At 58.2% G+C, this 22,055-nt stretch carries 23 protein-coding genes and 2 pseudogenes; 7 read left to right on the plus strand and 18 right to left on the minus strand.

The window, feature by feature from the left end; all coding sequences use genetic code 11:
• Window positions 1–59 precede the first annotated feature (59 nt).
• From INS93_RS06865 to INS93_RS06880, 4 genes and pseudogenes are all read right to left on the minus strand, one after another.
• Window positions 60–3,128 carry an error-prone DNA polymerase gene (locus tag INS93_RS06865; protein WP_192980804.1) on the minus strand — a complete coding sequence of 1,023 codons (3,069 nt, stop codon included), beginning with the start codon at window positions 3,126–3,128 and terminating at the stop codon, window positions 60–62.
• Window positions 3,125–4,534: a Y-family DNA polymerase gene (locus tag INS93_RS06870; RefSeq protein WP_192980805.1), complete on the minus strand. Its 1,410-nt coding sequence runs from the start codon at window positions 4,532–4,534 to the stop codon at window positions 3,125–3,127. Before INS93_RS06870 ends, INS93_RS06865 begins: the two co-directional genes overlap by 4 nt.
• Window positions 4,535–4,541: 7 nt before the next feature.
• Window positions 4,542–5,159, minus strand: a complete 618-nt coding sequence (gene imuA, locus INS93_RS06875; RefSeq protein WP_160018030.1) for a translesion DNA synthesis-associated protein ImuA — start codon at window positions 5,157–5,159, stop codon at window positions 4,542–4,544.
• 606 nt (window positions 5,160–5,765) lie between these two features.
• Window positions 5,766–6,727 (minus strand): annotated as a pseudogene (locus INS93_RS06880) (GNAT family N-acetyltransferase).
• Window positions 6,728–7,317: 590 nt separating this feature from the next.
• Between INS93_RS06880 and INS93_RS06885 the strand changes: the two are divergent.
• From INS93_RS06885 to INS93_RS06900, 4 genes are all read left to right on the plus strand, one after another.
• Entirely contained in the window at window positions 7,318–7,581 is a 264-nt protein-coding gene (locus tag INS93_RS06885; protein WP_192980807.1) for a hypothetical protein, read from the plus strand.
• Window positions 7,582–7,593: 12 nt separating this feature from the next.
• Window positions 7,594–8,022, plus strand: a complete 429-nt coding sequence (locus tag INS93_RS06890) for a hypothetical protein (RefSeq protein ID WP_226945366.1) — start codon at window positions 7,594–7,596, stop codon at window positions 8,020–8,022.
• Between the two features lie 570 nt (window positions 8,023–8,592).
• The gene (locus tag INS93_RS06895; protein ID WP_192980808.1) at window positions 8,593–9,567 is read left to right on the plus strand and encodes a lysylphosphatidylglycerol synthase domain-containing protein; all 975 of its coding nucleotides are present in this window, start codon (window positions 8,593–8,595) and stop codon (window positions 9,565–9,567) included.
• Between the two features lie 170 nt (window positions 9,568–9,737).
• The gene (locus INS93_RS06900; protein WP_192980809.1) at window positions 9,738–9,959 is read left to right on the plus strand and encodes a hypothetical protein; all 222 of its coding nucleotides are present in this window, start codon (window positions 9,738–9,740) and stop codon (window positions 9,957–9,959) included.
• 193 nt (window positions 9,960–10,152) lie between these two features.
• On the opposite strand, the pseudogene INS93_RS06905 reads toward INS93_RS06900, so the two are convergent.
• From INS93_RS06905 to gorA, 5 genes and pseudogenes are all read right to left on the minus strand, one after another.
• Window positions 10,153–10,302 (minus strand): annotated as a pseudogene (locus tag INS93_RS06905) (general stress protein); the annotation flags it as partial.
• A 192-nt stretch (window positions 10,303–10,494) separates the two neighbouring features.
• Window positions 10,495–11,358: a UTP--glucose-1-phosphate uridylyltransferase GalU gene (galU, locus tag INS93_RS06910; protein WP_192980811.1), complete on the minus strand. Its 864-nt coding sequence runs from the start codon at window positions 11,356–11,358 to the stop codon at window positions 10,495–10,497.
• A 164-nt stretch (window positions 11,359–11,522) separates the two neighbouring features.
• Window positions 11,523–11,903: a VOC family protein gene (locus INS93_RS06915; RefSeq protein WP_192980812.1), complete on the minus strand. Its 381-nt coding sequence runs from the start codon at window positions 11,901–11,903 to the stop codon at window positions 11,523–11,525.
• A 2-nt stretch (window positions 11,904–11,905) separates the two neighbouring features.
• Complete coding sequence (locus INS93_RS06920; RefSeq protein WP_192980813.1) at window positions 11,906–12,529, minus strand: trimeric intracellular cation channel family protein; 624 nt, start codon at window positions 12,527–12,529, stop codon at window positions 11,906–11,908.
• Window positions 12,530–12,536: 7 nt separating this feature from the next.
• Window positions 12,537–13,895: a glutathione-disulfide reductase gene (gene gorA / locus INS93_RS06925; protein WP_192980814.1), complete on the minus strand. Its 1,359-nt coding sequence runs from the start codon at window positions 13,893–13,895 to the stop codon at window positions 12,537–12,539.
• A gap of 72 nt (window positions 13,896–13,967) precedes the next feature.
• On the opposite strand from gorA, the gene INS93_RS06930 reads away from it, so the two are divergent.
• Window positions 13,968–14,390 carry a VOC family protein gene (locus INS93_RS06930; protein WP_192980815.1) on the plus strand — a complete coding sequence of 141 codons (423 nt, stop codon included), beginning with the start codon at window positions 13,968–13,970 and terminating at the stop codon, window positions 14,388–14,390.
• 48 nt (window positions 14,391–14,438) lie between these two features.
• On the opposite strand, the gene galU (INS93_RS06935) is transcribed toward INS93_RS06930, so the two are convergent.
• Window positions 14,439–15,278 (minus strand): UTP--glucose-1-phosphate uridylyltransferase GalU, encoded by an 840-nt coding sequence (gene galU, locus INS93_RS06935; RefSeq protein WP_192980816.1) that lies wholly within the window; start codon window positions 15,276–15,278, stop codon window positions 14,439–14,441.
• Between the two features lie 42 nt (window positions 15,279–15,320).
• Window positions 15,321–16,682: a UDP-glucose dehydrogenase family protein gene (locus tag INS93_RS06940; RefSeq protein ID WP_192980817.1), complete on the minus strand. Its 1,362-nt coding sequence runs from the start codon at window positions 16,680–16,682 to the stop codon at window positions 15,321–15,323.
• Between the two features lie 698 nt (window positions 16,683–17,380).
• Between INS93_RS06940 and INS93_RS06945 the strand changes: the two genes are divergently transcribed.
• Complete coding sequence (locus INS93_RS06945; RefSeq protein ID WP_192980818.1) at window positions 17,381–17,605, plus strand: hypothetical protein; 225 nt, start codon at window positions 17,381–17,383, stop codon at window positions 17,603–17,605.
• A gap of 104 nt (window positions 17,606–17,709) precedes the next feature.
• On the opposite strand, the gene INS93_RS06950 is transcribed toward INS93_RS06945, so the two are convergent.
• From INS93_RS06950 to INS93_RS06965, 4 genes are all read right to left on the minus strand, one after another.
• Entirely contained in the window at window positions 17,710–17,898 is a 189-nt protein-coding gene (locus INS93_RS06950; protein WP_264294418.1) for a type II toxin-antitoxin system MqsR family toxin, read from the minus strand.
• A gap of 75 nt (window positions 17,899–17,973) precedes the next feature.
• Window positions 17,974–18,156, minus strand: a complete 183-nt coding sequence (locus INS93_RS06955; protein ID WP_192981005.1) for a hypothetical protein — start codon at window positions 18,154–18,156, stop codon at window positions 17,974–17,976.
• Between the two features lie 331 nt (window positions 18,157–18,487).
• A complete protein-coding gene (locus INS93_RS06960; RefSeq protein ID WP_192980819.1) occupies window positions 18,488–18,889 on the minus strand; it encodes a type II TA system antitoxin MqsA family protein in 402 nt (133 codons plus the stop codon).
• A 2-nt stretch (window positions 18,890–18,891) separates the two neighbouring features.
• Window positions 18,892–19,188: a type II toxin-antitoxin system MqsR family toxin gene (locus INS93_RS06965; protein WP_192980820.1), complete on the minus strand. Its 297-nt coding sequence runs from the start codon at window positions 19,186–19,188 to the stop codon at window positions 18,892–18,894.
• 46 nt (window positions 19,189–19,234) lie between these two features.
• Here INS93_RS06965 and INS93_RS06970 point away from each other — a divergent pair, with 46 nt between their 5' ends.
• Window positions 19,235–19,381: a hypothetical protein gene (locus INS93_RS06970; protein WP_192980821.1), complete on the plus strand. Its 147-nt coding sequence runs from the start codon at window positions 19,235–19,237 to the stop codon at window positions 19,379–19,381.
• A 35-nt stretch (window positions 19,382–19,416) separates the two neighbouring features.
• Here INS93_RS06970 and INS93_RS06975 read toward each other — a convergent pair whose 3' ends face one another.
• Genes INS93_RS06975 through INS93_RS06985 form a run of 3 tightly spaced genes read right to left on the minus strand, consistent with a single transcriptional unit; the run spans window position 19,417 to window position 21,978 of the window.
• Window positions 19,417–20,106: a hypothetical protein gene (locus tag INS93_RS06975; RefSeq protein WP_192980822.1), complete on the minus strand. Its 690-nt coding sequence runs from the start codon at window positions 20,104–20,106 to the stop codon at window positions 19,417–19,419.
• Window positions 20,107–20,132: 26 nt separating this feature from the next.
• Window positions 20,133–20,903, minus strand: a complete 771-nt coding sequence (locus INS93_RS06980; RefSeq protein WP_192980823.1) for a hypothetical protein — start codon at window positions 20,901–20,903, stop codon at window positions 20,133–20,135.
• 34 nt (window positions 20,904–20,937) lie between these two features.
• A complete protein-coding gene (locus tag INS93_RS06985) occupies window positions 20,938–21,978 on the minus strand; it encodes a hypothetical protein (protein WP_192980824.1) in 1,041 nt (346 codons plus the stop codon).
• Between the last annotated feature and the right edge of the window lie 77 nt (window positions 21,979–22,055).

Consider the following 22,055-nt stretch of genomic DNA (forward strand, 5'->3'; position numbering starts at 1 on the left):
GGTGATCCAGTGCGGCTTTTTTTTGCGTTCGTACAGTGCTTGGTGGTGCAGTCGACGGCTCAGTGAAAATCCCGACTGCGTATATCCAGCCCCGTCAGCATAGTCGTCATGTCCGTCAGACGCCCGGCGATCACGTGGCGCACACCGTCGACGGTCTCCAGGTGGCCATCGATGCGCAGCATCTGCGACTGCACCAGAACTCGGCGCTGCCGCTCGGCCAGGTCGTGCCAGACGACCACATTGACCAGACCGAACTCATCTTCGAGGGTGACGAAAATGACGCCGCTGGCGGTTTGCGGCCTTTGCCGGCCGATCACCAGACCGGCAATGCTGACAGGCCGGCCGTGCTCGACTGCCTGTAGCTCCCGCGAGCTCTTGCAGCGTATCGCGCGCAGCGCCTGGCGCAGCAGGGCCAGAGGATGCGGACCGAGCGTGGTGCCAAGCGTGACATAGTCGGTCAGCAGGTCTTCTCCTTGCGATGGTGCAGGCAGACTCAGGATTTCTTCACTCGGCGCAGACACGCCAGCGAACAGAGGCAGTTGCTCCTCGACGCCAGCAACCGCCCAGCGCGCCTGGTAGCGGTGGCCAACCAGGCCGCAGAGTGCGCCTGCATCGGCCAATCGCTCGCGCGCCGATGCATCCAGGCATGCACGTATGCTGAGGTCTTCGACATCACGGAATGCGCCGCACTGGCGCGCCTGTTCGATACGGCCCGCATCGTCTTCGCGCATGCCACGAATCATCCTCAGCCCCAGGCGGATGGTCGGCTCGCCATGTTCATCGGGCTCCAGGCTGCAATCCCAGTCGCTGTAGCGCACGTCCACGGGACGCACCTCGACATCATGCCGCCGTGCATCCTGCAGCACTTGATCCGGGCTGTAGAAGCCCATCGGCCAACTGTTGACCAGCGCGCAGGCATAGGCAGCGGGCTCGTGGCACTTCAGCCAGCAACTGGCATAGGCGAGCAGGGCGAAGCTGGCCGCGTGCGACTCGGGAAAACCGTAACTACCGAAGCCCTCGATCTGGCGGAAGATCCGCTCGGTGAATGCCTGCGTGTAACCCTTTTCCAGCATGCGCGAGGTCAGCCGCTGACGATGCGGTTCGAGCCCGCCATGACGTTTCCAGGCGGCCATGCTGCGGCGTAGTTCATCCGCCTCGCCGGGTGTGTACTCGGCAGCGACGATGGCCAGCTCCATGACCTGCTCCTGAAACAGCGGCACGCCGAGCGTGCGCTCGAAGACCGGCTTGAGTTCATCAGAGGGATAGTCGATTGGTTCTTCGCCGTTTCGCCGACGCAGGTAGGGATGCACCATGTCACCCTGGATCGGTCCCGGACGGACGATGGCCACCTGGATCACCAGGTCGTAGAAGGTGTTCGGGCGCAGTCGTGGCAGCATCGCCATCTGCGCACGGGACTCGATCTGGAACGCGCCGATGGTGTCTGCACGGCTGATCATGGCGTAGGTGGCCGGGTCTTCCTTGGGCAGGGTGGCCAGCGTCCACTGTGTGCCGCGGTAGCGCTCGATCAGGCCGAAACAACGGCGCAGGGCGCTGAGCATACCCAAAGCCAGCACGTCGACCTTGAGCAGGCCGACCCTGTCCAGATCGTCCTTGTCCCACTGGATGACAGTACGCTCGGCCATCGTCGCGTTCTCCACCGGCACCAGCGTATCGAGGGCATGCTCGGAAATGACGAAACCGCCCGGATGCTGCGACAGATGGCGAGGGAAGCCGATCAACTCGCCAGTCAGTATCAGCACACGCCTGAGCAGTGGATTCTGCGGATCGAACCCCGCTTCCAGCAGGCGCTCGGGCGCTGGCGGGCCGCTGCTCCAGCGGCCACAGCAGTCAGCCAGCGCATTGACCTGATCAGGCGGCAAACCAAGAGCCTTGGCGACGTCGCGTATCGCCCCGGCGCCGTGATAGGTGTTGACCACGGCCGTGAGCGCAGCCCGCGTTCGACCGTAGCGACGAAACACGTACTGGATGACTTCCTCGCGCCGTTCGTGCTCGAAGTCGACGTCGATGTCCGGCGGCTCGTTACGTTCGCGAGAGAGAAAACGCTCGAACAACAACCGACTTTGCGTGGGGTCCAGCTCGGTGATGCCGAGCGCAAAACAGACGCTCGAGTTGGCTGCCGATCCCCGACCCTGGCAAAGAATATGTTGCTCGCGGGCGAAGCGGACGATGTCGTGCACGGTCAGAAAGTAGCTTTCGTATTCCAGTTCGGCGATCAGTGCCAGCTCGTGTTCGATCTGTGCGCGGGCCCTGGCCGGCACTCCCTCAGGCCAGCGCTCGGCAGTGCCACGCTCCACCAGAACGCGCAGCCAGGATGTGGCGTCATGACCTGCCGGCACCAGCTCGTGCGGGTAGTGATACTCCAGCTGATCGAGATCGAAGTTGCAGCGCTCGGCGATACGCAGGCTCTGTGCGAGCAGCTCGGGCGGATACAGCTCGGCCAGCTCCTCAACTCGGCGCAGATGCCGTTCGCCATTGGCAAACAGATAGGCGCCGGCCTCAGCCACGGGCAGATGATGACGGATGGCGGTCATGCAATCCTGCAGGGCGCGGCGGCCACGGGCATGCATATGTACGTCGCCACAGGCCACGGCCGGCAGGCCGTGATCGCCTGCCAGCTCGAGTAGGCGCTGCAGGCGCGCGGTATCGTCCGCGCTGCGGTGCAGCTCAACGCCCAGCCACAGGCGCTCGGGAAACAGCGAGCGAAGCCAGGGCAGGGCGCTGGCGTCACCGTCGCTGAGCCAGATGGCCAGCAGGCCATCGAGCGGCGCCACGAAATCCTCGTGCAGCAATCGGTAGGTGCCTTTTGCCGCTCGGCGCCGCGCCCGAGTGATCAGGCCGCATAGTGCCTGATAGCCCGTCAGGTTCTCGGCCAGCAGCACCAGCTTCGGGCCTTTTTCAATGACCACCTCGCTGCCCACGATCAGCTTTACGCCAGTCTTCTTCGAGGCTTCCCAGGCGCGCACGATGCCCCCCAGTGTGCATTCATCGGTGATTGCCAGGGCGCGATAACCCAACCTTGCCGCGCGCTCGAACAATTCCTGCGCACTGGACGCGCCGCGCTGGAAGCTGAAGTTCGACAGGCAATGCAGCTCGGCGTAATCACTCATGCAAACCAGCCGTGCAGCAGCAATGGCCCATCACTACCGACTGTGCGATACGCCCAGCCGCGCTGACCGGCACGGGTTTGCACCACGTAATAGTCGCGGCGCACATCCTCGCCATCCCACCAGCCGGACTCGATGCGTTCCGGGCCGGAGAGAATGCGCAGCGAGGCCTCACGCAGCGGCTGGGGCTCGCTCAGCAGCCAGCCGGGGCGCGGGCCCCTGGGAGGCAGCAAGGGGTTGGTCGGTTCATGTTGCCAGGCATGCTCGGGACGGTGATCGGCTCTGGCACCGAGGCCATGCAGGGCGTCATCACCGAGGCGCGCCCTTAGCCGCTCACGTAATTGCTCCCAGGGCTGGTTCTGTTGTGGACGCTCGTCGAACAGTTGCTGATGCTGCGGCGCAAAGACCGGCAATTCACGCGCCTCCAGTCGCACGGCCAGCACTGGCGCTGGTAGCTGCTGATGCTCCAGACGGCCGCGTGTCAGCTCGAACAGCATGCCGGGATCACGCTCGGCGCTGAGCAGGCCCACCTGTATCTGCGTATCGGCACCCGCGCGGTGTTCCAGATGCAGGGTGAAACGCTGCACGCCACTGTCACGACAGGCTAGGTAAGCCGCCAGATCGGCTGTCAGCCGGCGCAACGGGAACAGCAGTGCCTGATGCGATTCCACTTCGAAATTCAGCTCGATACGAGTATCGAAAACATCCGCAGGCATGAAGAAATCCAGCGCTAACGGGCGCTGGCCAGACAGGGTATCGAGATGACGTAGCACTTCGGCAGGAAAACGCTTGGCCAGGCTGTCACGCGGTAGAGCCAACAATTGCCGCAACTGCCTGAGCCCCATGCGATTGAAGGCCATGGTAACCGTAGCGGATAGCCCGAGCCGATCCACTGGCAAGGGATCGAGCATCTGCTTGAGCATCCGCTCATCACTTGCCATCAACCCATCACCGACATTGACCAGCACTCGGGCCGCTGCCGGATTCGGCGCGACGGCAATGCGGTGCTGAAAGGCCAGCGCCGAAAGCTCGGCGCGCAGGCGTGCTTCGAAACGCGACCATGGACCGAACAGTCCCAGGCTGGACTGCACCTCCAGCAGCAGGCAGCGCGGATAGTGCAGGCTGACCTGGGCACTGAACCCATAGGCCCAGGCGGCCAGAAACTGCTGCCAGCGCTCGATGGCCGCAAGATCGTATTCTGCCGTGGCAAACCCACGTGTCAGCGCCTGCGCTGCAGTCAGTGACTGGCCGGGCTTCAGTCCCAGGGCTCGGGCTGCCGGGTTGACCGCCTGTAGAACGCGCCGTTGTGGCGAGCCGGTAAGCAGCACCAACGGCTCGTCGGGATTGGCGCGGTGGCGCTGCACGCCGTCCATGGCCAGTTGCGGCAACAAGATGCAAGCCCAGAGCATGGCAGGCTCAATGCCAGGCAAACGCGAGCGGCTGCGCGGGTGGTAGACCACCGCGGCACTTGATCACCCGCAGCTGCGCCGGCTGGCTGTCGAGCACCAGTCGTAGTGCTGCTGGTGAAGGATTGGTCGCTTCTACCTGCGGCCGATAGGCAAAAGCCAGGGTTTGTCCGGTAGCAGCCGCTACTTGCAGACGTCTCAGCGAGCGATCATCGGCCTGACGCAACCAGCTCAACACTGCACCACAACTCCCTGAGCGCAAACATTGTTCGGCAGCCCACAGGGCATCGCGACCATCTGCCTGGATGATGCTCAGTTGGCGTAAATCGACACCGGCATGAATCCAGGCCTGAGGGTAGGGCAGATGAGGAGGGGAGATCAGCACCACCCGTTCACCTGAAACCGTCAGGCTGGCAAGGGTCGGCCACAGCAGGCTCAACTCGCCGATGCCAGGCGCAGTCGTGAGAATTTCACTGAGTGCAGCCTTAGGCCAGCCGCCACCTGGCAGTACGGCGTCAAGAAAATGGTGTCCAGTTGAGAAATTGGCACCTGATGGCGATGAAACGACCTGACCTCGCCATACACGACGAGCGTCGATCAACCGGTCAAGCGCGACCACAGATGACATGGGACAATAACCAGATACTGTATATAGATACAGTATTGTTTGAGCCGACGCGCGGGTCAAGAGAATGACGATAAGGTGCTCAACCTGGTTACGGAGGCGCGGCCGAGTCAGCCGAATAAATCAGCCCGGAAATCGTGTCGATCCGGGGAATCGCGATGTACTACGTACAACCAACCCATGCGATCCATTGTGTTGTGTTGCGCAGACGCTGAACCCATAGGATGTCGCGGAAACTTATCGCTGCGCGCATCTCGGACTGTCGACCGCAAAGCGGAGATGCAGAAGCCCGGTGTTTCAGGTGCCTGGGAGCCAAAGTGGGTGATTCAGTCTGGCCAAATCGAACGCAAAGAGCCCTACATTGGATAAGTCATAGCTTCGCATAATGTATATTATGTTAAATTATGTATTAGAGTAGATGCCCCTTCTTGATCGGGGCCAGCTTTCAACGACCCAAGGCCAATCGTCTTTAAGGCGCTGCTTGAGAATCCAGAATGACTTAGTCGGGCTCCATCCCTTGCGCCGCAAGGCAGCACAACCCGCATCAGGATCGTAAATCGAGGCCCCGTCCTACCAGGGCCTGCGTGCCTGATGAGCGAACGCTAGCAATTACAGGTGGAAATCGCCCGCCGCCTCCGGCTGATAAAGCACTTTCCGGATCTCAATTCGGCGGGTCCGATCGGAAATCCGCCAGTCGATGGCGTCTCCTTCCTGATAACCGAGGATGGCCGCGCCGATGTCGGAGCACACGGAATACTTGCCGGCGCTGCTGTCAGCGTCTTCTGGATAGACCAAGGCGACTTCGATCTCTTCGTCGTCCAGTTGCAGCAAGGCTCTGGAGTTCATCGTGACGACATCGCACGCCACCTGATGCGGCTTGACGACAATGGCTCGCTCAAGCTCATGCTCGAGCTCAACAACGGCCGGACCTTCCTCGAGCGCGATCAGGCTCTCTAGCCTGGCCTTGTCGACCTCAGTGATGTAGATCCCACCTGAGTCGCCCACAGCATCTTCACGCAAGAACTGCAGATAGCGCCCCACCGACATTGAAAATGTTTTCAACGTCGGTGTTTCGCTCTCGAGCAGAAAGCCACTGCGCAGAAAAGCTTTCAGCGAGCGCGTGTTGTCCGGGTGGATCTTGGCGATGAGTTTCCCGGCCCGCATGTCGAGGAAGGCCAGCTTCATGCCTTCGCGGATCGTGCCTGCGCCAAGGTTTCGCCCCCATTTGTCGCTGTCTCCAATGGCCAGGACTATCTCGCAATCTGAGCCGGTCTTGATCAGGCGAACAAAGCCCACAGGGGCGTCATACCGGTCGTAGGCCATGAAAAATCGGCCGCCCCGGTTGAACAGATGGGTCAGGATCGGCAATTGCGTCCGATCGATGGCTTGCTCGATGGACCGGCAGACATCGCGCGAATCGCTCAGATAGCGAGTCACGCGCTCATCCTCCAACCAATCCATCAGTGTCAGCGCATGTGCCCGAGTAATTTCTGGGCACAGCGAAATGAAAGGCTTGTTCATCTTCACCGTACTTATCTGTAAGGATGAAAGCCCTTCATGGCTATGGCCATGACGGTTCTTTCGGTAACCCGTTATCTTAAGGCATAACGTGGGCAATGCCGAGACACGGAGTAATACCTGATAGGAGCCCTCCTCCACATTCAGTCAGGGCAAAGAGATCTCTACTCCAGCCTCTGTTCTGCGAACACCTGCTCGACGGCAAGCCGTATCCGTTGCTTGTTACGCAAGGCGCGTCCATATGCGTGTTCGTCCGATCTATGGTGAAGCTTCTCCAGGTCGTATCCACGGTTATGTGGGCATACTCCTGCTCCACGAAACTGCGCCATGAGTTTGGTTCAAAGTATTTTTTCTGTCGGTGTGGAACAGTGAATATTTTTTCTGATGCCACATGCCATGGCCAAACAATAAACACTGATCGCGGCAATTGGTTAGCGACAATCCTTCTCCCTGATCACCGCCTCCACGACCATTCTGTATAACTCCGGCACATGATGTCACTTTGGAATTTTTTTTTACCAATCGTCCCAACTGTTGGTATGCACTGGATACGCCGTTATGTTTCAAGGGCGCTATTAAGGAGAGGCCGATGAAACACGACTTGGAAAGTATCAGGTCAGCACTAGCTGATTACGAAGTTGCCATGACCCCCAGGCCGGACGGCAGCGTCGTACTGACCGTTGCCGATGAACAGCGCCGGTTGGTACGTGTACTCGATGCCAGTTGCTCGACGCAGGAGTTCATTCGCCTGATTCATTTCGACATGACACTGGATGAAGATGCGGAGTCGATCAATGCAGCGGTCAAGCACTGCAGCACCACACAGTTACCTACCTACTCGCGTGAACCGATCTTCCGTACGCGTCTCTCTCGCTTATGGGCCATGAGAGAACTCACCAAGAAATGAGGAAGTGCGCAAATGTACAGAAGCAACGACTCAGCGTTGGCCTGTCACAAGCCTGAAGAGCTGCTGGTAAGAATCAGAAGGCAATGGCCCTACGTGGCTGGCTCGACCTGCCTGGTAGTGTTGCTGATCTGGCAGCCTTTTCAGCCCCCTGCGCTGGCGGTGATGCTTCCAGTATCGCAGCCCGGCGCTCAGGCCATGCAGCGGTCGTCACAGGAGATCGACGCGAACTGCTATCAGGTACAAAGCGAGGCGTTGGTTGAACCTCTCTGCCAGGGTTGTGCCCCGGGCGAGCAGTCCGCCGCTAACCTCGATGCGTCTTCCGAGCTCAGTCGCTCGATTCTGACCTGCAACGACATTTACCGTGACCTCGCCCATAAGGTCGGCAACGACATACCCGGCTACATGACGATTGACGTGATCAAGCCCAACCACTCTTTCTAACTGACCATACCGATACCAGTGGTTACTCAAGCGATTTAACGGGCGGTTGTCGATATGCATATAAGCCTTGCTCACAACGAGCATGCTTTTCATTGCAATGTTCACGACCAATCAGAATGGCGAGGGCTAAAAACGCAGATTCTATCTGGCAGCACAAGCTCGACCATTTATTTTGCCACTTATGACGGCATCGGGGGAGATATTCAGTGTGGTGAAATGAGTACTTGCAGTGAGCGCCAGAATGCACATTTCGTATTGAAGCCAATGGCTTGGCTAATTCAACTTTACGTGAAAGGTGAACATTATTTATGAAGCGATAACGCTGCAAAACAGGTTGAACCTTTATTTGCAACGCCCCGTCATCTCAACGGTCGATCACATCGTGCGAACTTTCAGCGCGCCATCCGTATGCACATTCACCTTGGCATATACGTATCAAGTGATGAATTCGTCCGCAAGCGACCCTGGACATTCACTGTTCAACCCTCGCCGGCTGCCGGCACACCGCAAGAACCTGAAACCGCTGGAACCAGCCGACAAGGCAGGCGGTAATCAAGAGGAAAAGACAGGATGAATGGCGCTTTGAACACCCCCTGGATGCGCTGGGGTAAACGCGCACTCACCTTGTTGCTTCTTCTAGCCATATTCACGCTGCTGTATACATCGCTGCGCAATCTGGACTGGGGGGAAGTGCACCAGGCGCTGAATGCTTACAGCCCGCAGATCCTGTTGCTGGGAACGCTGATCACGCTCGCCAGCTATCTGCTGTCAGGTGGCTACGACCTGCTCGGCCGCACGTACAGTCGCCATCATCTGCCTACGCGCCAGATCATACTGGTGGCGATGGCTGGCTACGCCTTCACCCTCAATTTCACCACCTGGATCGGCGGTGTGGCGATGCGCTACCGGTTGTACACACGCCTCGGCCTGAGCGCCTCGACGGTGACGCGCATCCTCAGCCTCAGCCTTCTGACCAACTGGACCAGTTGCATGGCACTGGCCGGAGTGATTTTCTCTCTGCGCCTGGTAGAACTGCCGGACAACTGGACATTGGGCATGAACAGCTTGCAGTTGCTGGGTTTTGCCTTGCTTGGGCTGGTTAGCGCCTATGTGGGCATCTGCGCATTTTCCAGACAGCGCGTTTGGCGCTTTCGCGAGCGCTACGTCACCCTGCCCTCGTTGCGCATCGTGTTACTGCAGCTATGCCTCGGCGCAAGCAACTGGTCGTTGATGGCCGCCCTGATCTATTGGCTGTTACCGGAAGGTGCCACCTATGCCTCGGTGCTTGGTGTGCTGCTGATCAGTTGCATGGCTGCGGTTGTGGCGCATGTTCCCGCCGGGCTCGGGGTGCTGGAGGCCGTGTTTCTCGCTCTGCTACAGCACCAGCACAGCCAGGCCAGCCTTATCGCCGCTCTCATCACATACCGTGTGCTCTATTACCTGCTGCCGCTGCTGGTGATCAGCGTCACCTACGCGGTGCTGGAAAAACGTGCGAAAAACCTGCGCAAGCGCGGCGAACAGCCAGTCGAAACGCAGCTCGGTTAGCGAGAGCAAACGACGCGTTGGCGCAGGGTGCGCCATACGCACTGCTGCAGAGGGCGCCGGGACTGTTGCGCGTAGCGCACCCTACGGGCAACCACTCGGCGGATGGCGGGAACTTGCAAGCGAGTTGGGCAGGTCTATCTCACATCATTCAGCAAAACCGGAGGCACGAGATGGCCAAGCCATTGCATCTGATCAGCTATATCCTGCATGACCAGTCGCACAGCGTGGAAGTCGAATCCGACCGCGAGCAACTCACGCCCTACCAGGCTCGTTTCTACTTGAGCGCCCTTCACACCTTCGAATGGCCCAGCGAATTCAGCGATGTAAAGGTCACTCGCATCTTGCCGTCGAAGAAAGGCAGCACTATCCCGGCACACCGCATCCAGCGCTGAGCAGACTACACCCCTCCCCTGGATCTCATTACACGCTGGTAACGGCACCTGCCAGACGTTCCGAGACGGAAACGCTCAGATTGTTTCAGTGAGGAGTCTTTGTCGTTGCCTGCGGGCAGCCCTAGCGACGCTGACACAGTGATCCTGAATCAGAAACGCCAAGGCCCGCAAAACGCGGGCCTTGGTCAGGTCGTCACGAGCTTCGAGTTGTCTGGCTCTTCTGGCCACCCTTGCGACCGGCTTCGGACGCTCTCTGGCGGTCATTGGCAAAGTTGCCACCGCTGTTGTGGCCACCTTTGCGGCCGGCCTCGGATGCTTTTTGACGATCGTTTGCGAAGTTACCCGGATTTTTACTGGTCGCCATTGCTGGTACCTCCTGATAGTTACTCGCGAGGCGTTATTGCCCCTACTTGAAGTCAGGCAGGCTCAGCCCCGAGTCGTTCAGGCTTTTTTCACCTTTGGCGACAGCGCTGCCTGCAGCGTCCTCGGCACGCAATCACTGATCACTGAGCACCTTCGGCGTCTGACCAAGCGCTCAGACAGCCTTGAGTCGCGGGTTGGCAGTAACCGGATGGGTCTTGTGCCGATTCTCGAAGCAGAAGTTGGTGGCCTGCACGTAGCCTTCAGCCGAGCCACAATCGAAGCGGCGACCCTTGAACTTGTAGGCCAGAACGCAGCCCTGCTGGGCCTGCTTCATCAGCGCATCGGTGATCTGGATTTCGCCGCTCTTGCCCGGCTCGGTCTGTTCGATCAACGAGAAGATGTCGGGCGTGAGGATGTAGCGGCCGATGATCGCCAGATTCGACGGCGCGTCCTCCGGGTTGGGCTTCTCCACCATGCTGTCGATGCGGAAGATATCGTCGCGCAGCGCCTCACCAGCAATCACGCCGTAACGCGAGACTTCGTCCATCGGCACTTCCTGGATGGCGACGATGGAGCAGCGGAACTGTTCGTAGAGCTTGACCATCTGGGTCAGCACGCCGTCGCCGTCGAGGTTCAGGCACAGGTCATCGGCCAGCACCACGGCGAAGGCTTCGTCGCCGATCAACGGGCGTCCGGTCAGAATGGCGTGGCCAAGGCCCTTCATCTCCACTTGGCGGGTGTAGGAGAAGGTGCATTGATCGATCAGGTGACGAACGCCGCTGAGGGATTTTTCCTTACCGGTGTTGGAGATCTCGTGCTCCAGCTCGTAGCTGATGTCGAAGTGATCCTCCAGTGAGCGCTTGCCGCGACCGGTGACGATGGCGATTTCATTGAGCCCGGCTTGCAGTGCCTCTTCGACGCCGTACTGGATCAACGGGGTGTCGACCACCGGCAGCATTTCCTTGGGCATCGACTTGGTAGCGGGAAGAAAACGGGTGCCGTAACCGGCGGCGGGAAACAAACATTTCTTGATCATGAGTTCTGTACCAATTGAGTGACTCGGTAATAGAACCTGACCCGTTTAGAACCATTGCGGTTCAAGATTTTTCAGCAGGAGGCGTTTCGCTGCTGCACTTTTTTGTGCAGTTCGGCACCTCAGCACGCAGATGCCGAGGTGCCGCTGCAAGCACGAAGCCGTCCCTACGCGGGATAACGGCTCACTTCGATCAGATTGCCGTCCGGATCGCGAAAATACACCGACTCGATAGGGCCAATGGCGCCGGTACGCGCCACCGGCCCCTCTTCCACCGTCACGCCCTGCTCGGCCAGATGAGCCATGACGCGCTCCAGCGGCCACAGGGTGATCAGGCACAGATCGATGGCGCCAGGCGTCGGCTTGATCGCCTTGGGCTCGAACTCACGCCCGGCCTGATGCAGATTGAATTTCTGCTGGCCGAATACCAGCGCGCTGCGCCCAGCGCCGAAACGCTCGTGGCGCATGCCCAGCACGCGCTCATAGAAATCGACGGTGATGTCGATGTCTGCCACCGTCAGTACCAGATGGTCCAACCTCTCGATCATGTTCAATGCCTGTCCAGAAGATGAAAACGTGGCAACCCCAGGTGCCAGTGGATCGCCGCCAGACGTGCGGCCAGCACCACGAACATCGCTGCGGCGGTATCGAGCCAGTGCGGCGTGCCCAGGGCACGCAGGCCGATAAAGGTGAGCGCACCGGCGATGCAGGCCGTGGCGTAGATTTCCTTCTGGAAGATCAGCGGGATCTCGTTGCACAGCACATCGCGAATCACCCCGCCGACCACGCCGGTCATCACCCCCATGATCACCGCAGTGCTGATCGGCGTACCGCTCTGCAGCGCCAGCTCGGTGCCATACACGGTGAACACGGCCAGGCCGAAGGCATCGGCGATCAACAGGCCCTTCTCGTGAATCGGCCGGGTCATGCGCACCCAGGCCACGGTGCCCAGCGCCGCCAGAGAGGCGACCAGGATGTAGGTATCGTCACGAATCCAGCTGACCGGGTGGTTGTCCAGAATCAGGTCGCGCAGCGTACCGCCGCCCAGCGCGGTGACGATGGCCATCACCAGCACACCGAACAGGTCCATGGACTTGCGCCCTGCCATCAGCGCACCGGTGATGGCGAACACCGCAACGCCGAACAGGTCGGCGACATAGAAAAGCGTTTCCATGCTGCCCTCAGCGGCTGACCGGCGTACGCAGGGTGACGAACTCCTCGGCGGCGCTCGGATGCACACCGATGGTCTCGTCGAAGATCTGCTTGGTCGCGCCTGCTTTCAGGGCGACAGCCAGGCCCTGAACGATCTCACCCGCCTCCGGCCCGACCATATGGCAACCGAGTACGCGGTCGCTGTCGGCATCCACCACCAGCTTCATCAGCGTGCGTTCCGGGTTCTCGGTCAGCGTCAGCTTCATCGGCCGGAAGCGACTCTCGAAGACCTTCACCTGGTGCCCGGCGTCGATGGCCTGCTCTTCGCTGAGGCCAACGGTGCCGATGTTCGGCAGGCTGAATACGGCGGTGGGGATCATGCTGTAATCCAGCGGCCGGTATTCCTCGGGCTTGAACAGCCGGCGCGCCACGGCCATGCCTTCGGCCAGCGCAACCGGGGTCAGCTGCACGCGGCCAATCACGTCGCCCAGGGCAAGAATCGACGGTGTGGAAGTCTGGAACAGGTCATCGACCTCGACGTAGCCGCGCTTGTCCAGCTTGACCTCGACGTTTTCCAGGCCGAGGTTATCCAGCATCGGCCGGCGGCCAGTGGCGTAGAACACGCAATCGGCCTCCAGTGCGCGACCATCCTTGAGCGTCGCGGCCAGGCTGCCATCGGCCTGGCGCTCGATGCTGGCGATATCGGCGTTGAACTGCAGGTCGAGGCCCTTCTTGCTCAACTCCTCGCGCAGGTGCTGGCGCACCGCACCGTCGAAGCCGCGCAGGAACAGATCGCCGCGATAGAGCAGCGAGGTCTGTGCGCCCAGGCCATGGAAGATCGAAGCAAACTCCACGGCGATATAGCCGCCGCCCACCACCAGTACGCGCTTGGGCAGTTGCTTGAGGAAGAAGGCTTCGTTGGAGCTGATGGCGTGTTCGCGGCCAGGAATATCGGGAATCTGCGGCCAGCCGCCGGTGGCGATCAGGATGCGCTCGGCGCTGTGACGCTGGCCGTTCACTTCGACGGTATGCGCATCGACGATGCGCGCATGGCCTTCGAACAGACTGACGCCGCTGTTGGTCAACAGATTGCGGTAGATGCCATTGAGACGCTCGATCTCGCGGTTCTTGTTGGCGATCAGCGTCGTCCAGTCGAAGTTCGCCTCACCCAGCGACCAGCCGAAACCCGAGGCCTGCTCGAAGTCTTCGGCGAAATGCGCACCGTACACCAGCAGTTTTTTCGGTACGCAGCCGACGTTGACGCAGGTACCGCCCAGATAGCGGCTCTCGGCGACCGCGACGCGGGCACCGAAACCTGCGGCGAAGCGCGCCGCACGCACACCGCCGGAACCGGCGCCGATAACGAACAGGTCGAAGTCGTGACTCATGGGGTATCTCCTTGGCAGACAAGGAGCATACCGTAAAGGCCCGCGCTAAGCTGAACGTCGGAGGTGAAGAACATGCGCCCTACCCTGACCCATCTTGCCCTGCACGTCCCCGATCTCGACGCCTGCATCGCCTTCTACCAGCGTTTCTGCGCCATGCAGGTGATCCACGAGCGCCCCGGCAAGGGCACACGCATCGTCTGGATGGCCGAGCCGGGCAAGGAACACCAGTTCATCTTCGTGATCATGCCCGGCGGCCAGGACAGGAACCTGGCGGCCAACGACTACAGCCACTTCGGCTTTGCCCTGAGCAGCCGCGAGGACGTCGACCGCATCGCCGCCCTGGCCGAAAGCGACGGCTGCCTGATCTGGCCGCCACGCGACGAACCCTACCCGGTCGGTTACTACTGCGGCCTGCGCGACCCGGCCGGCAACTACGTGGAGTTCAGCTACGGCCAGCCGCTCGGCCCCGGCTCGGAGAAAATGCCCATTCCCTGAAATGCAAAACGCCACCCGAAGGCGGCGTTTCGTTGACCTGCTGGGTTATCAGAACGCCTTGCCGGTCTTGTACAGGTGCTCGAAGCAGAAATTGGTCGCGTCGATGTAACCCTCGGCGCTACCGCAGTCGAAACGCTGGCCCTTGAACTTGTACGCCATCACGCAGCCCTGCTGGGCCTGGCGCATCAGCGCGTCGGTGATCTGGATCTCGCCACCCTTGCCCGGCGGCGTGCTGCGGATCAGGTCGAAGATGTCCGGGGTGAGGATGTAGCGGCCGATGATCGCCAGGTTCGACGGCGCGTCCTCGGGCTTGGGCTTCTCCACCATGTTGCTGACGCGGTAGATGTCATCGCGGATCATCTCGCCAGCGATCACGCCGTATTTGTATGTTTCGTCCTTCGGCACTTCCTGAATCGCCACGATGGAGCAGCGGAACTGGTTGTACAGTTTGACCATCTGCGCCAGCACGCTGTCGCCTTCCAGGTTCAGGCACAGGTCGTCAGCCAGTACCACGGCGAACGGCTCGTCACCGATCAGCGGCTGACCGCAGAGGATGGCGTGACCCAGGCCTTTCATCTCGACCTGACGGGTGTAAGAGAAGCTGCACTCGTCGATCAGACGACGAATGCCCACCAGGTACTTCTCCTTGTCGGTGCCCTTGATCTGGTGTTCGAGCTCGTAGCTCACGTCAAAGTGGTCTTCCAGCGCGCGCTTGCCGCGCCCCGTGACGATGGAGATCTGGTTGAGGCCAGCCTCGAGTGCCTCTTCAACCCCGTATTGAATCAGTGGCTTGTTCACCACCGGCAACATTTCCTTGGGCATAGCCTTGGTAGCAGGCAGGAAGCGCGTGCCGTAGCCGGCAGCGGGGAACAGGCATTTCTTGATCATGGGACTCCCTAGTGGGGACGGTTGGAATGCGCGCCCAGTCTATCAAGCCGCGCTGGCCTTACAACTGCCGCTTGCAGGTCGTCCGATGCCGCGATAGAGAAAACCCAGCTCCGCCAGCTGATCGGCGTCATAGATATTACGTCCGTCGAACAGCACCGGCATGCGCATCGCACCGCGAATACGCGGGAAGTCCGGCTGACGGAACTGCTTCCACTCCGTCACCAGCACCAGCGCATCGGCACCCTGGGCGACGGCATAGGGGGATTCACTCAGCACCAGTTGCCCCGCCGCGATGGCCGATGGATAACGTGCAGCCACAGCGGCCGTGGCGGCCGGATCGCAAGCCTGCACCTTGGCGCCGGCGGTCAGCAGTGCGTCGAGCAGCACCAAGCTGGGCGCTTCACGCAGATCGTCAGTACCAGGCTTGAATGCCAGCCCCCAGAGCGCGACGACTCGCCCAGGCAGGTGACCATTGAAATGCTCGCGCAAGGCCTGGAACAGCAGCGTCTTCTGCAGCGCATTGCGCGCCTCGACTGCACGCAGGATTCCAGGTTCGATGCCCTCGTGCTCGGCCGTACGGATCAGCGCCTTAACGTCCTTGGGAAAGCACGAGCCGCCATAACCGCAGCCGGCATAGATGAAGTGCGTACCGATACGCCGGTCGCTGCCGATGCCACGCCGCACCTCCTCGATATCCACACCCAGCCGCGCGCAGATACCCGCCATCTCGTTGATGAAGGAAATCTTGGTCGCCAGAAAGGCATTGGCCGCGTACTTGCTGAACTCCGCGGCGCGCACGCCCATGCACAACAGGCGGTCGTGATTGCGCAGAAAGGGCGCATACAGCCGGCGCAGCAGCTCGCGCCCACGTTCCTCGTCACAGCCGACGATGACCCGGTCGGGGCGCATGAAGTCCTCGACCGCCGAACCTTCCTTGAGAAACTCCGGATTGCTCGCCACGGTCACCCGCGCCCGCTGTTCCCGACGCGCCAGGCCGGCGTTGATGCGCTGCGCCACACGCTCGGCGGTGCCCACCGGCACCGTGGATTTGTCCACGACCAGACAGGCATGATCGAGTCGGTCACCCAGCTCGTCGGCAACCGCCAGGACATGACTCAGGTCGGCCGAACCGTCCTCGCCACTGGGCGTGCCCACCGCAATGAAAATCACCTCGGCACGGCGAATGCCGGCCTTCAGCTGCGAGGTGAAACTGAGCTGCCCGCCGGCCAGCTGCGCCTTGAGCATCGCTTCCAGGCCAGGTTCATAGATCGGCACTTCTCCTCGCGAAAGCATCGCGACGCGCTGCGGATCTCGCTCGACGCAGACCACCTGATTGCCCATCTCGGCAAAACAGGTCGCCGTCACCAAGCCTACGTATCCTGCTCCTATCACGCATATTTGCATCGCAGCATCCTCTCGGCCTTTGCTGCGATTGCAACCAATCGCGGTGGCAGCGATATGACGGAACGACGAAGGAATGATGACAAGCCCACCGTCGTTAGCAAGTACTGAACCAATGTGGCTGTATCTTCGGCGCTATGGGTAAGGGCGGAACCGGCACGTCAGCCGCCTCCATGCCCCTTGCGGGTTGAGCGATGACGCTGCTCAGCTACAGCCAGCCAAAGCATCCCGGCTTGAAATGGGGCCGTGCCAGACAGCCAACCGCTCAGGTTAACGGCCCAAGGATGTTCTGAAAAAGCCACTTATCGTCACTCCCGCGAAGGCGGGAGCCCAGAAAACTCGCAGGTCCTGGATTCCCGCCTACGCGGGAATGACGGTTTCTTCAGAGTTTCCCTAAAGGGAACGGCTTGCCGGTGCCGAATCCATGCCGGAGCCCACCAACCAGCGCGGGCGTATGCCGGCGGGTCTAAGTTGCAAAAAACTGGCAAAAAAAAGACCAACCATGGAGGTTGGCCTTGCTTAATAGAAGTATGAGCTGCACCAACTTTCGTGGAGTGCAGGCTTACTATCGCTCTGCTGCATTGCAGGTTCATGACGGCTGCCAGGTTTCCCGGCACCCATCCGTCCGCTCGTCGATGCGTTGCAATATTTCAGAAACACTCGTCCAGTACCTTGCAGCCCTCTAAAACGAGGGTTTCACCTTGATTCGCAATGTACGCAAGACGCTGGACTCCATCGCAGCCAACAACGAGGACGCCGCCTTCGCTTTGATGCGAGCCGCTGAGAGCACCCGAGACGAGGTGCTACGCCAGCACATGCTTCGACTGATTCACCGCCTGAATCAGGACGCTGTAGACCTTCGTGTTCTGCGCGACGAAGTCTTTAACCCCGCCACCAAGCGTGCCCTGTCAGTCAACATTCAGTAACCCTTTGTCCTGCCGCTCCACTATCGTTGGAACACCTGCTTTTCATGACATTGGCGCGCTTACTCCAGACGCATCCGCCCCGCCGCATACTGGACATTTCATGGTCACTCCTCCTTGAAGGAAATGATCGGCAGATCAGCCACCAGCGTAAACTTCAGGTAGACCTGCCCGAATTCGGTATCGGGTCGGTAAAAGTCCTGCCTGGTAGTATGATCCGCATCGGTTGTCATGCTCTTGAAAAAGTCGCGGCGGCTCAGGGCACTGATGCCCCCCAGCATGTCGGCCATCTCCATACCCAGCTCAGCGCCCCTTCCAGAGCTATGCAGGTGAAGCGATAACACTGATCGGCTACGGCTTGCTTCACCCGCTCAAGCTTGAAATGGGGTTTGCGCTATTCCAAGCCGCATAAAATAACCTTTCAGGTTAATTTCTTTGAGGGAGCACTCATGCCAGACGACAGCCGTACACAATTGCGCAATGAACTGCTTGCCGGTGCCGCTTCCAAGCCCGCAAAGCCCGCTGATAGCCAGTATTTCAAGCACCTTCGTCATCGCATAACATCCCCAAACGCTAACCAACAAGATCAGGCTGGATCAATTAAACCTTCTTGAGCGCGGTAGCCGAGTGCACCAAGGAACTGGACGGGTGATCTCGCAGGTAAGGGTTTTCGACACCTGCCGAAAGCCAGAAAGCAAAAAGCCCCGAAAACTTGTTAGCTTTCAGGGCTTTAGGTATTGCGAAAGTGGCGGTGAAGAAGAGATTCGAACCCGTTCCGGTAGCGTGTCAGTCCGTGTCAAACCCGCTCAATACGGGGCTTACCGCCCTACCCGCCTGCTCGATCCGTCGCTATTCGGCTCTATGATTTCGACACTTTTTCGACACTCAACCTGCACGCAGCTCGTTAATCAACTCCGGGTGTCGGCCCAGGATCTTGAACAACTGCACCAGCGGTTGCGGTGCTTCTGTGCTGCCTCGCTCGTAGCGAGAAAACGCATTCGGCCCACCACCGAACAGCTCGGCCGCTTCGCGCTGGCTCAACCGCAACTGCTTACGCACACTGCGAATCAGCTCCTGATTGCCGTCCTGGGCGTTCACCTGTTGGCGAAACTTGTTCATGGCACGCATAACGCGCTCACTCTCGGCCGGTCCAGTCAGGGACTCGCCGCACGCATCGCACCAGTCAGCCGTTACTGCAGTAATTTGGGTGGTCTGCCCCTTGTAGGTGAAGGGCATATCGCGGGTGTCGTGAACCAGTTCCGCCCCGCCGCATACTGGACATTTCATGGTCACTTCTCCTTGAAGGAAACGATCAGCAGATCGGCCACCAGCGTGAACTTCAGGTAGACCTGCCCGAATTCGGTATCGGGTCGGTAAACGTCCTGCCAGGTAGTATGATCCGCATAGGTTGTCATGCTCTTGAAAAAGTCGCGGCTGCTCAGGGCACTGATGACGGCCAGCATGTCGGCCATCTCCATACCCAGCTCAGCGCCCCCTTCCAGGGCTACGCGGGTGAAGCGATAACGCTGCTCAGCTACGGCCTGCTTTACCAGCTCAAGCTTGAAATGGGGTTTGCGCTTTTCCATGCCGCACAAAATAACCTTTTAGGTTAATTTCTTCAAGGGAGCATCCATGCCAGACGACAGCCGGATACAATTGCGCAATGAACTGCTTGCTGGGGCAGCTTCTAAGCCCGCAAAGCCTGCTGATAAGCAATACTTCAATCTTCTTCGCCAGCAAGTGCTACAAGCTAAAGGAGGAAGAAAACCGCCTTTGTAAATACACCATTATTCGTTGTAAAAATATCTTGCAATTTAATCAGACTGCTTTAGCTCAACTACTTTTAAGCCACCCAGACCATTACCGCCTAAGCCTATAGAGACCTTCTCTCGCATGCCGAATCCGTCCACGTAACTTATATTCAAGCAAATATGACCAACCCTATCTGCATCCAGATCAACCGGAATGTAAACTTTAACAAAAAGATAATTATCGCCACCCCACCTAGAGCTCGGCTTGTTCAGCTCACCTGATGCAAAGAAATCACTTGCCTTTTCCTCTACAAAGACGTGACTGACATTTGGACCTATATTAAACACCCTCATATGGTGCGCACGATACTCACCCTCACTGGTTCTTGATTTGATCTGCACCTCTGGAACAGGCTGAGCACTGGCCTTTTCTTTTTCCAGTTGTATTTTCATAGCGCTTTTGCCAAGTTCAATATCTTCCTTAGCCGCTTGCACTAAAGCCTGTTGCTGCTTAACTGACTCTTTAAGCTCCGCCACCTGTAGCATTAGTGCTTTTTCTTGTTGATGCAAAGCTGAAGTGCTCAATCTCAGCTCTCTCCCCTGCTGAAAATACCCAATGACGAGCCAAAAAAAAGCCAAAGGCGCAAAGGAACCTGCTAAAAAATCACCCCATGCATTTAGCTCAAGCTCAATAGCTTTATCAAAATTTATATATACAACGCCAGCCAAGCCCATAATCCATATAGCAGTCACAATACATCCAAATATAAGCATATAGGTCATCCCATCGGATTAAAGCTGCTAGCCGCAGAGCAATAGCGCGTCTTCATGCGATCACTGCTTGTCTTGCGGTCACTGTCATAGCGGGCACGCCAGGTTCTGCACTCTTCATGAAAGTGCTGTTTGGCGGCCTTGCGGCATTCGCGGTAGTTGATTGATCCGCGCCGGTGATTGGCGCAAACGCTGGTGCCGTCGATGTAGTTGTTCACCGATAGCCATTCCGCCAGGTAGTTGCTGCCGCCGTTCCAGCTCTTGATCCATCTGGAAGTACGCTCGCTCCTTGCCTGCTTGGCTTGGCGCTGCTGCGTTTGCTGGGGTGCCTGGGCGATGCGATGGGTTGCGGGCGGTGTGTAGGTGCTGGCCGGCTGCTTGGGCGTGTAGTTCTTGTCACTGAACACGTTCTGAGAACTGGCAATCGCCCTCACCTTTTCTTCCTCTGTCCATTCCATCGAGGCATATGGCTGGGGCTGGCTTACCGGCTCGTATGCAACTCGCTGCGCGTGTGGATCGATGGGAATGGATGACAGCCTTATAGGCTCTTCCGGCTCGCTGTAGGGCTGTGGTGCCGATTGCTGGCTGAACAGCGGTTTGCCGTCTACGTGAATCGCCTGTTTGAGCTGATCCACATTGATCACGATTGGCTTGGCAAACAGCGCGATCAAGCCCCAGGTAATCGCGGAACCCACACCCAAGATGGCCACCATTCTCCATGGGCCGGGCCTTTTCTTGCTGCGCAGGTAGTCTGGTGCGTCGTCCCAGTCTGATTTCATATCGCTTCCTTGCTTTGAATATCCTTAAGTAGTTTTATTTTGCTCTAATCTCTTTGGCTATTTTCAAAAGCTGATCTACACCATCAAAAGTGCTGGGCACATTGCTCTCATCCGGCGTTATGCCAGCAAATATAATAGACTCGAATTTTGACAAAGGGTCTACATCCTTTGTTTTTCTAGATTTAGCAAAATCAGCATAACTTTCAATAAAACCACAAAGAGACAACCTCAACTCCAGCTGAAGCAACTGAGCCTTTACCGAGTAGTAATTCTTGAGGGCAATTCTAAAGAAATACAAAAGTGCAACTTCCAAACCAAGCAGTGACAATATCTTCCCTGTTTCAACATAAGAGAAGCCACTCCCGTCATCCGTAGCAACCAGTCCACCGACTAAAAACTGGTAAGCCAGAGGAATAATAACCACCACGCCCAGCAAAACCATAGAAAAGAAAGCATATCGTAGTTCCCCTTTCTTTTCGGAGTGCATTTCATGAAACGCCTTGGAGAGGTGAACGAAATTAAATTTCCCCCTCTGTTCTTTAAGTATAGAAACATATGAATCTATAGTTTTTTTATAGCCCAGTAGTTCAGCTTCCCAGTCAGACTTTGCCGACAAAAAACCACCCTCTCTCTCAGATACATATTCAAGATAGTCAGTCGCAATATACTTAGGCATTGAAGCCCATATAAAATCTGAGTTTTCCCTGTCGCTTAAATTGTCAAACTCTTTTCCGTAGTCAAAAAACTCAAGTAATTCTAGCTCTGGGCTCTTCGCCTTATAGGGAGACCTAAGATTTGATTCTCTTGCAATTCGCGAGAGATATTGGCAAAGATCATGCAGGGCCACGTCATCGACTTTTTTGTCGAGAATTATCAACCTCAGCTCATCCCCAATCCATTTGACATTTAGCCGAGCTGATTTATCAAATTCTTTTGGCGCTGCAGCAATTTTCCTGAGCATGCCAGCGCAGAGAGCTACCCTTTCATTAACAGGCTCGTTTTTTTTGAAAAGAGTCTCTAGCTTTTGGCAGTAACTTTCTATATCAGTAGAAATTTCTTCAAAAAACATAGCCACTTTGCTCTCCTAGCATTCTCAAAATTCTTGCCACCCTTTACGGGCATACCAGCGTCGAGTTACTTCCGTTGTAATCG

This window comes from Pseudomonas sp. EggHat1, from assembly GCF_014892995.1.
GTDB lineage: Bacteria > Pseudomonadota > Gammaproteobacteria > Pseudomonadales > Pseudomonadaceae > Aquipseudomonas > Aquipseudomonas chaetocerotis.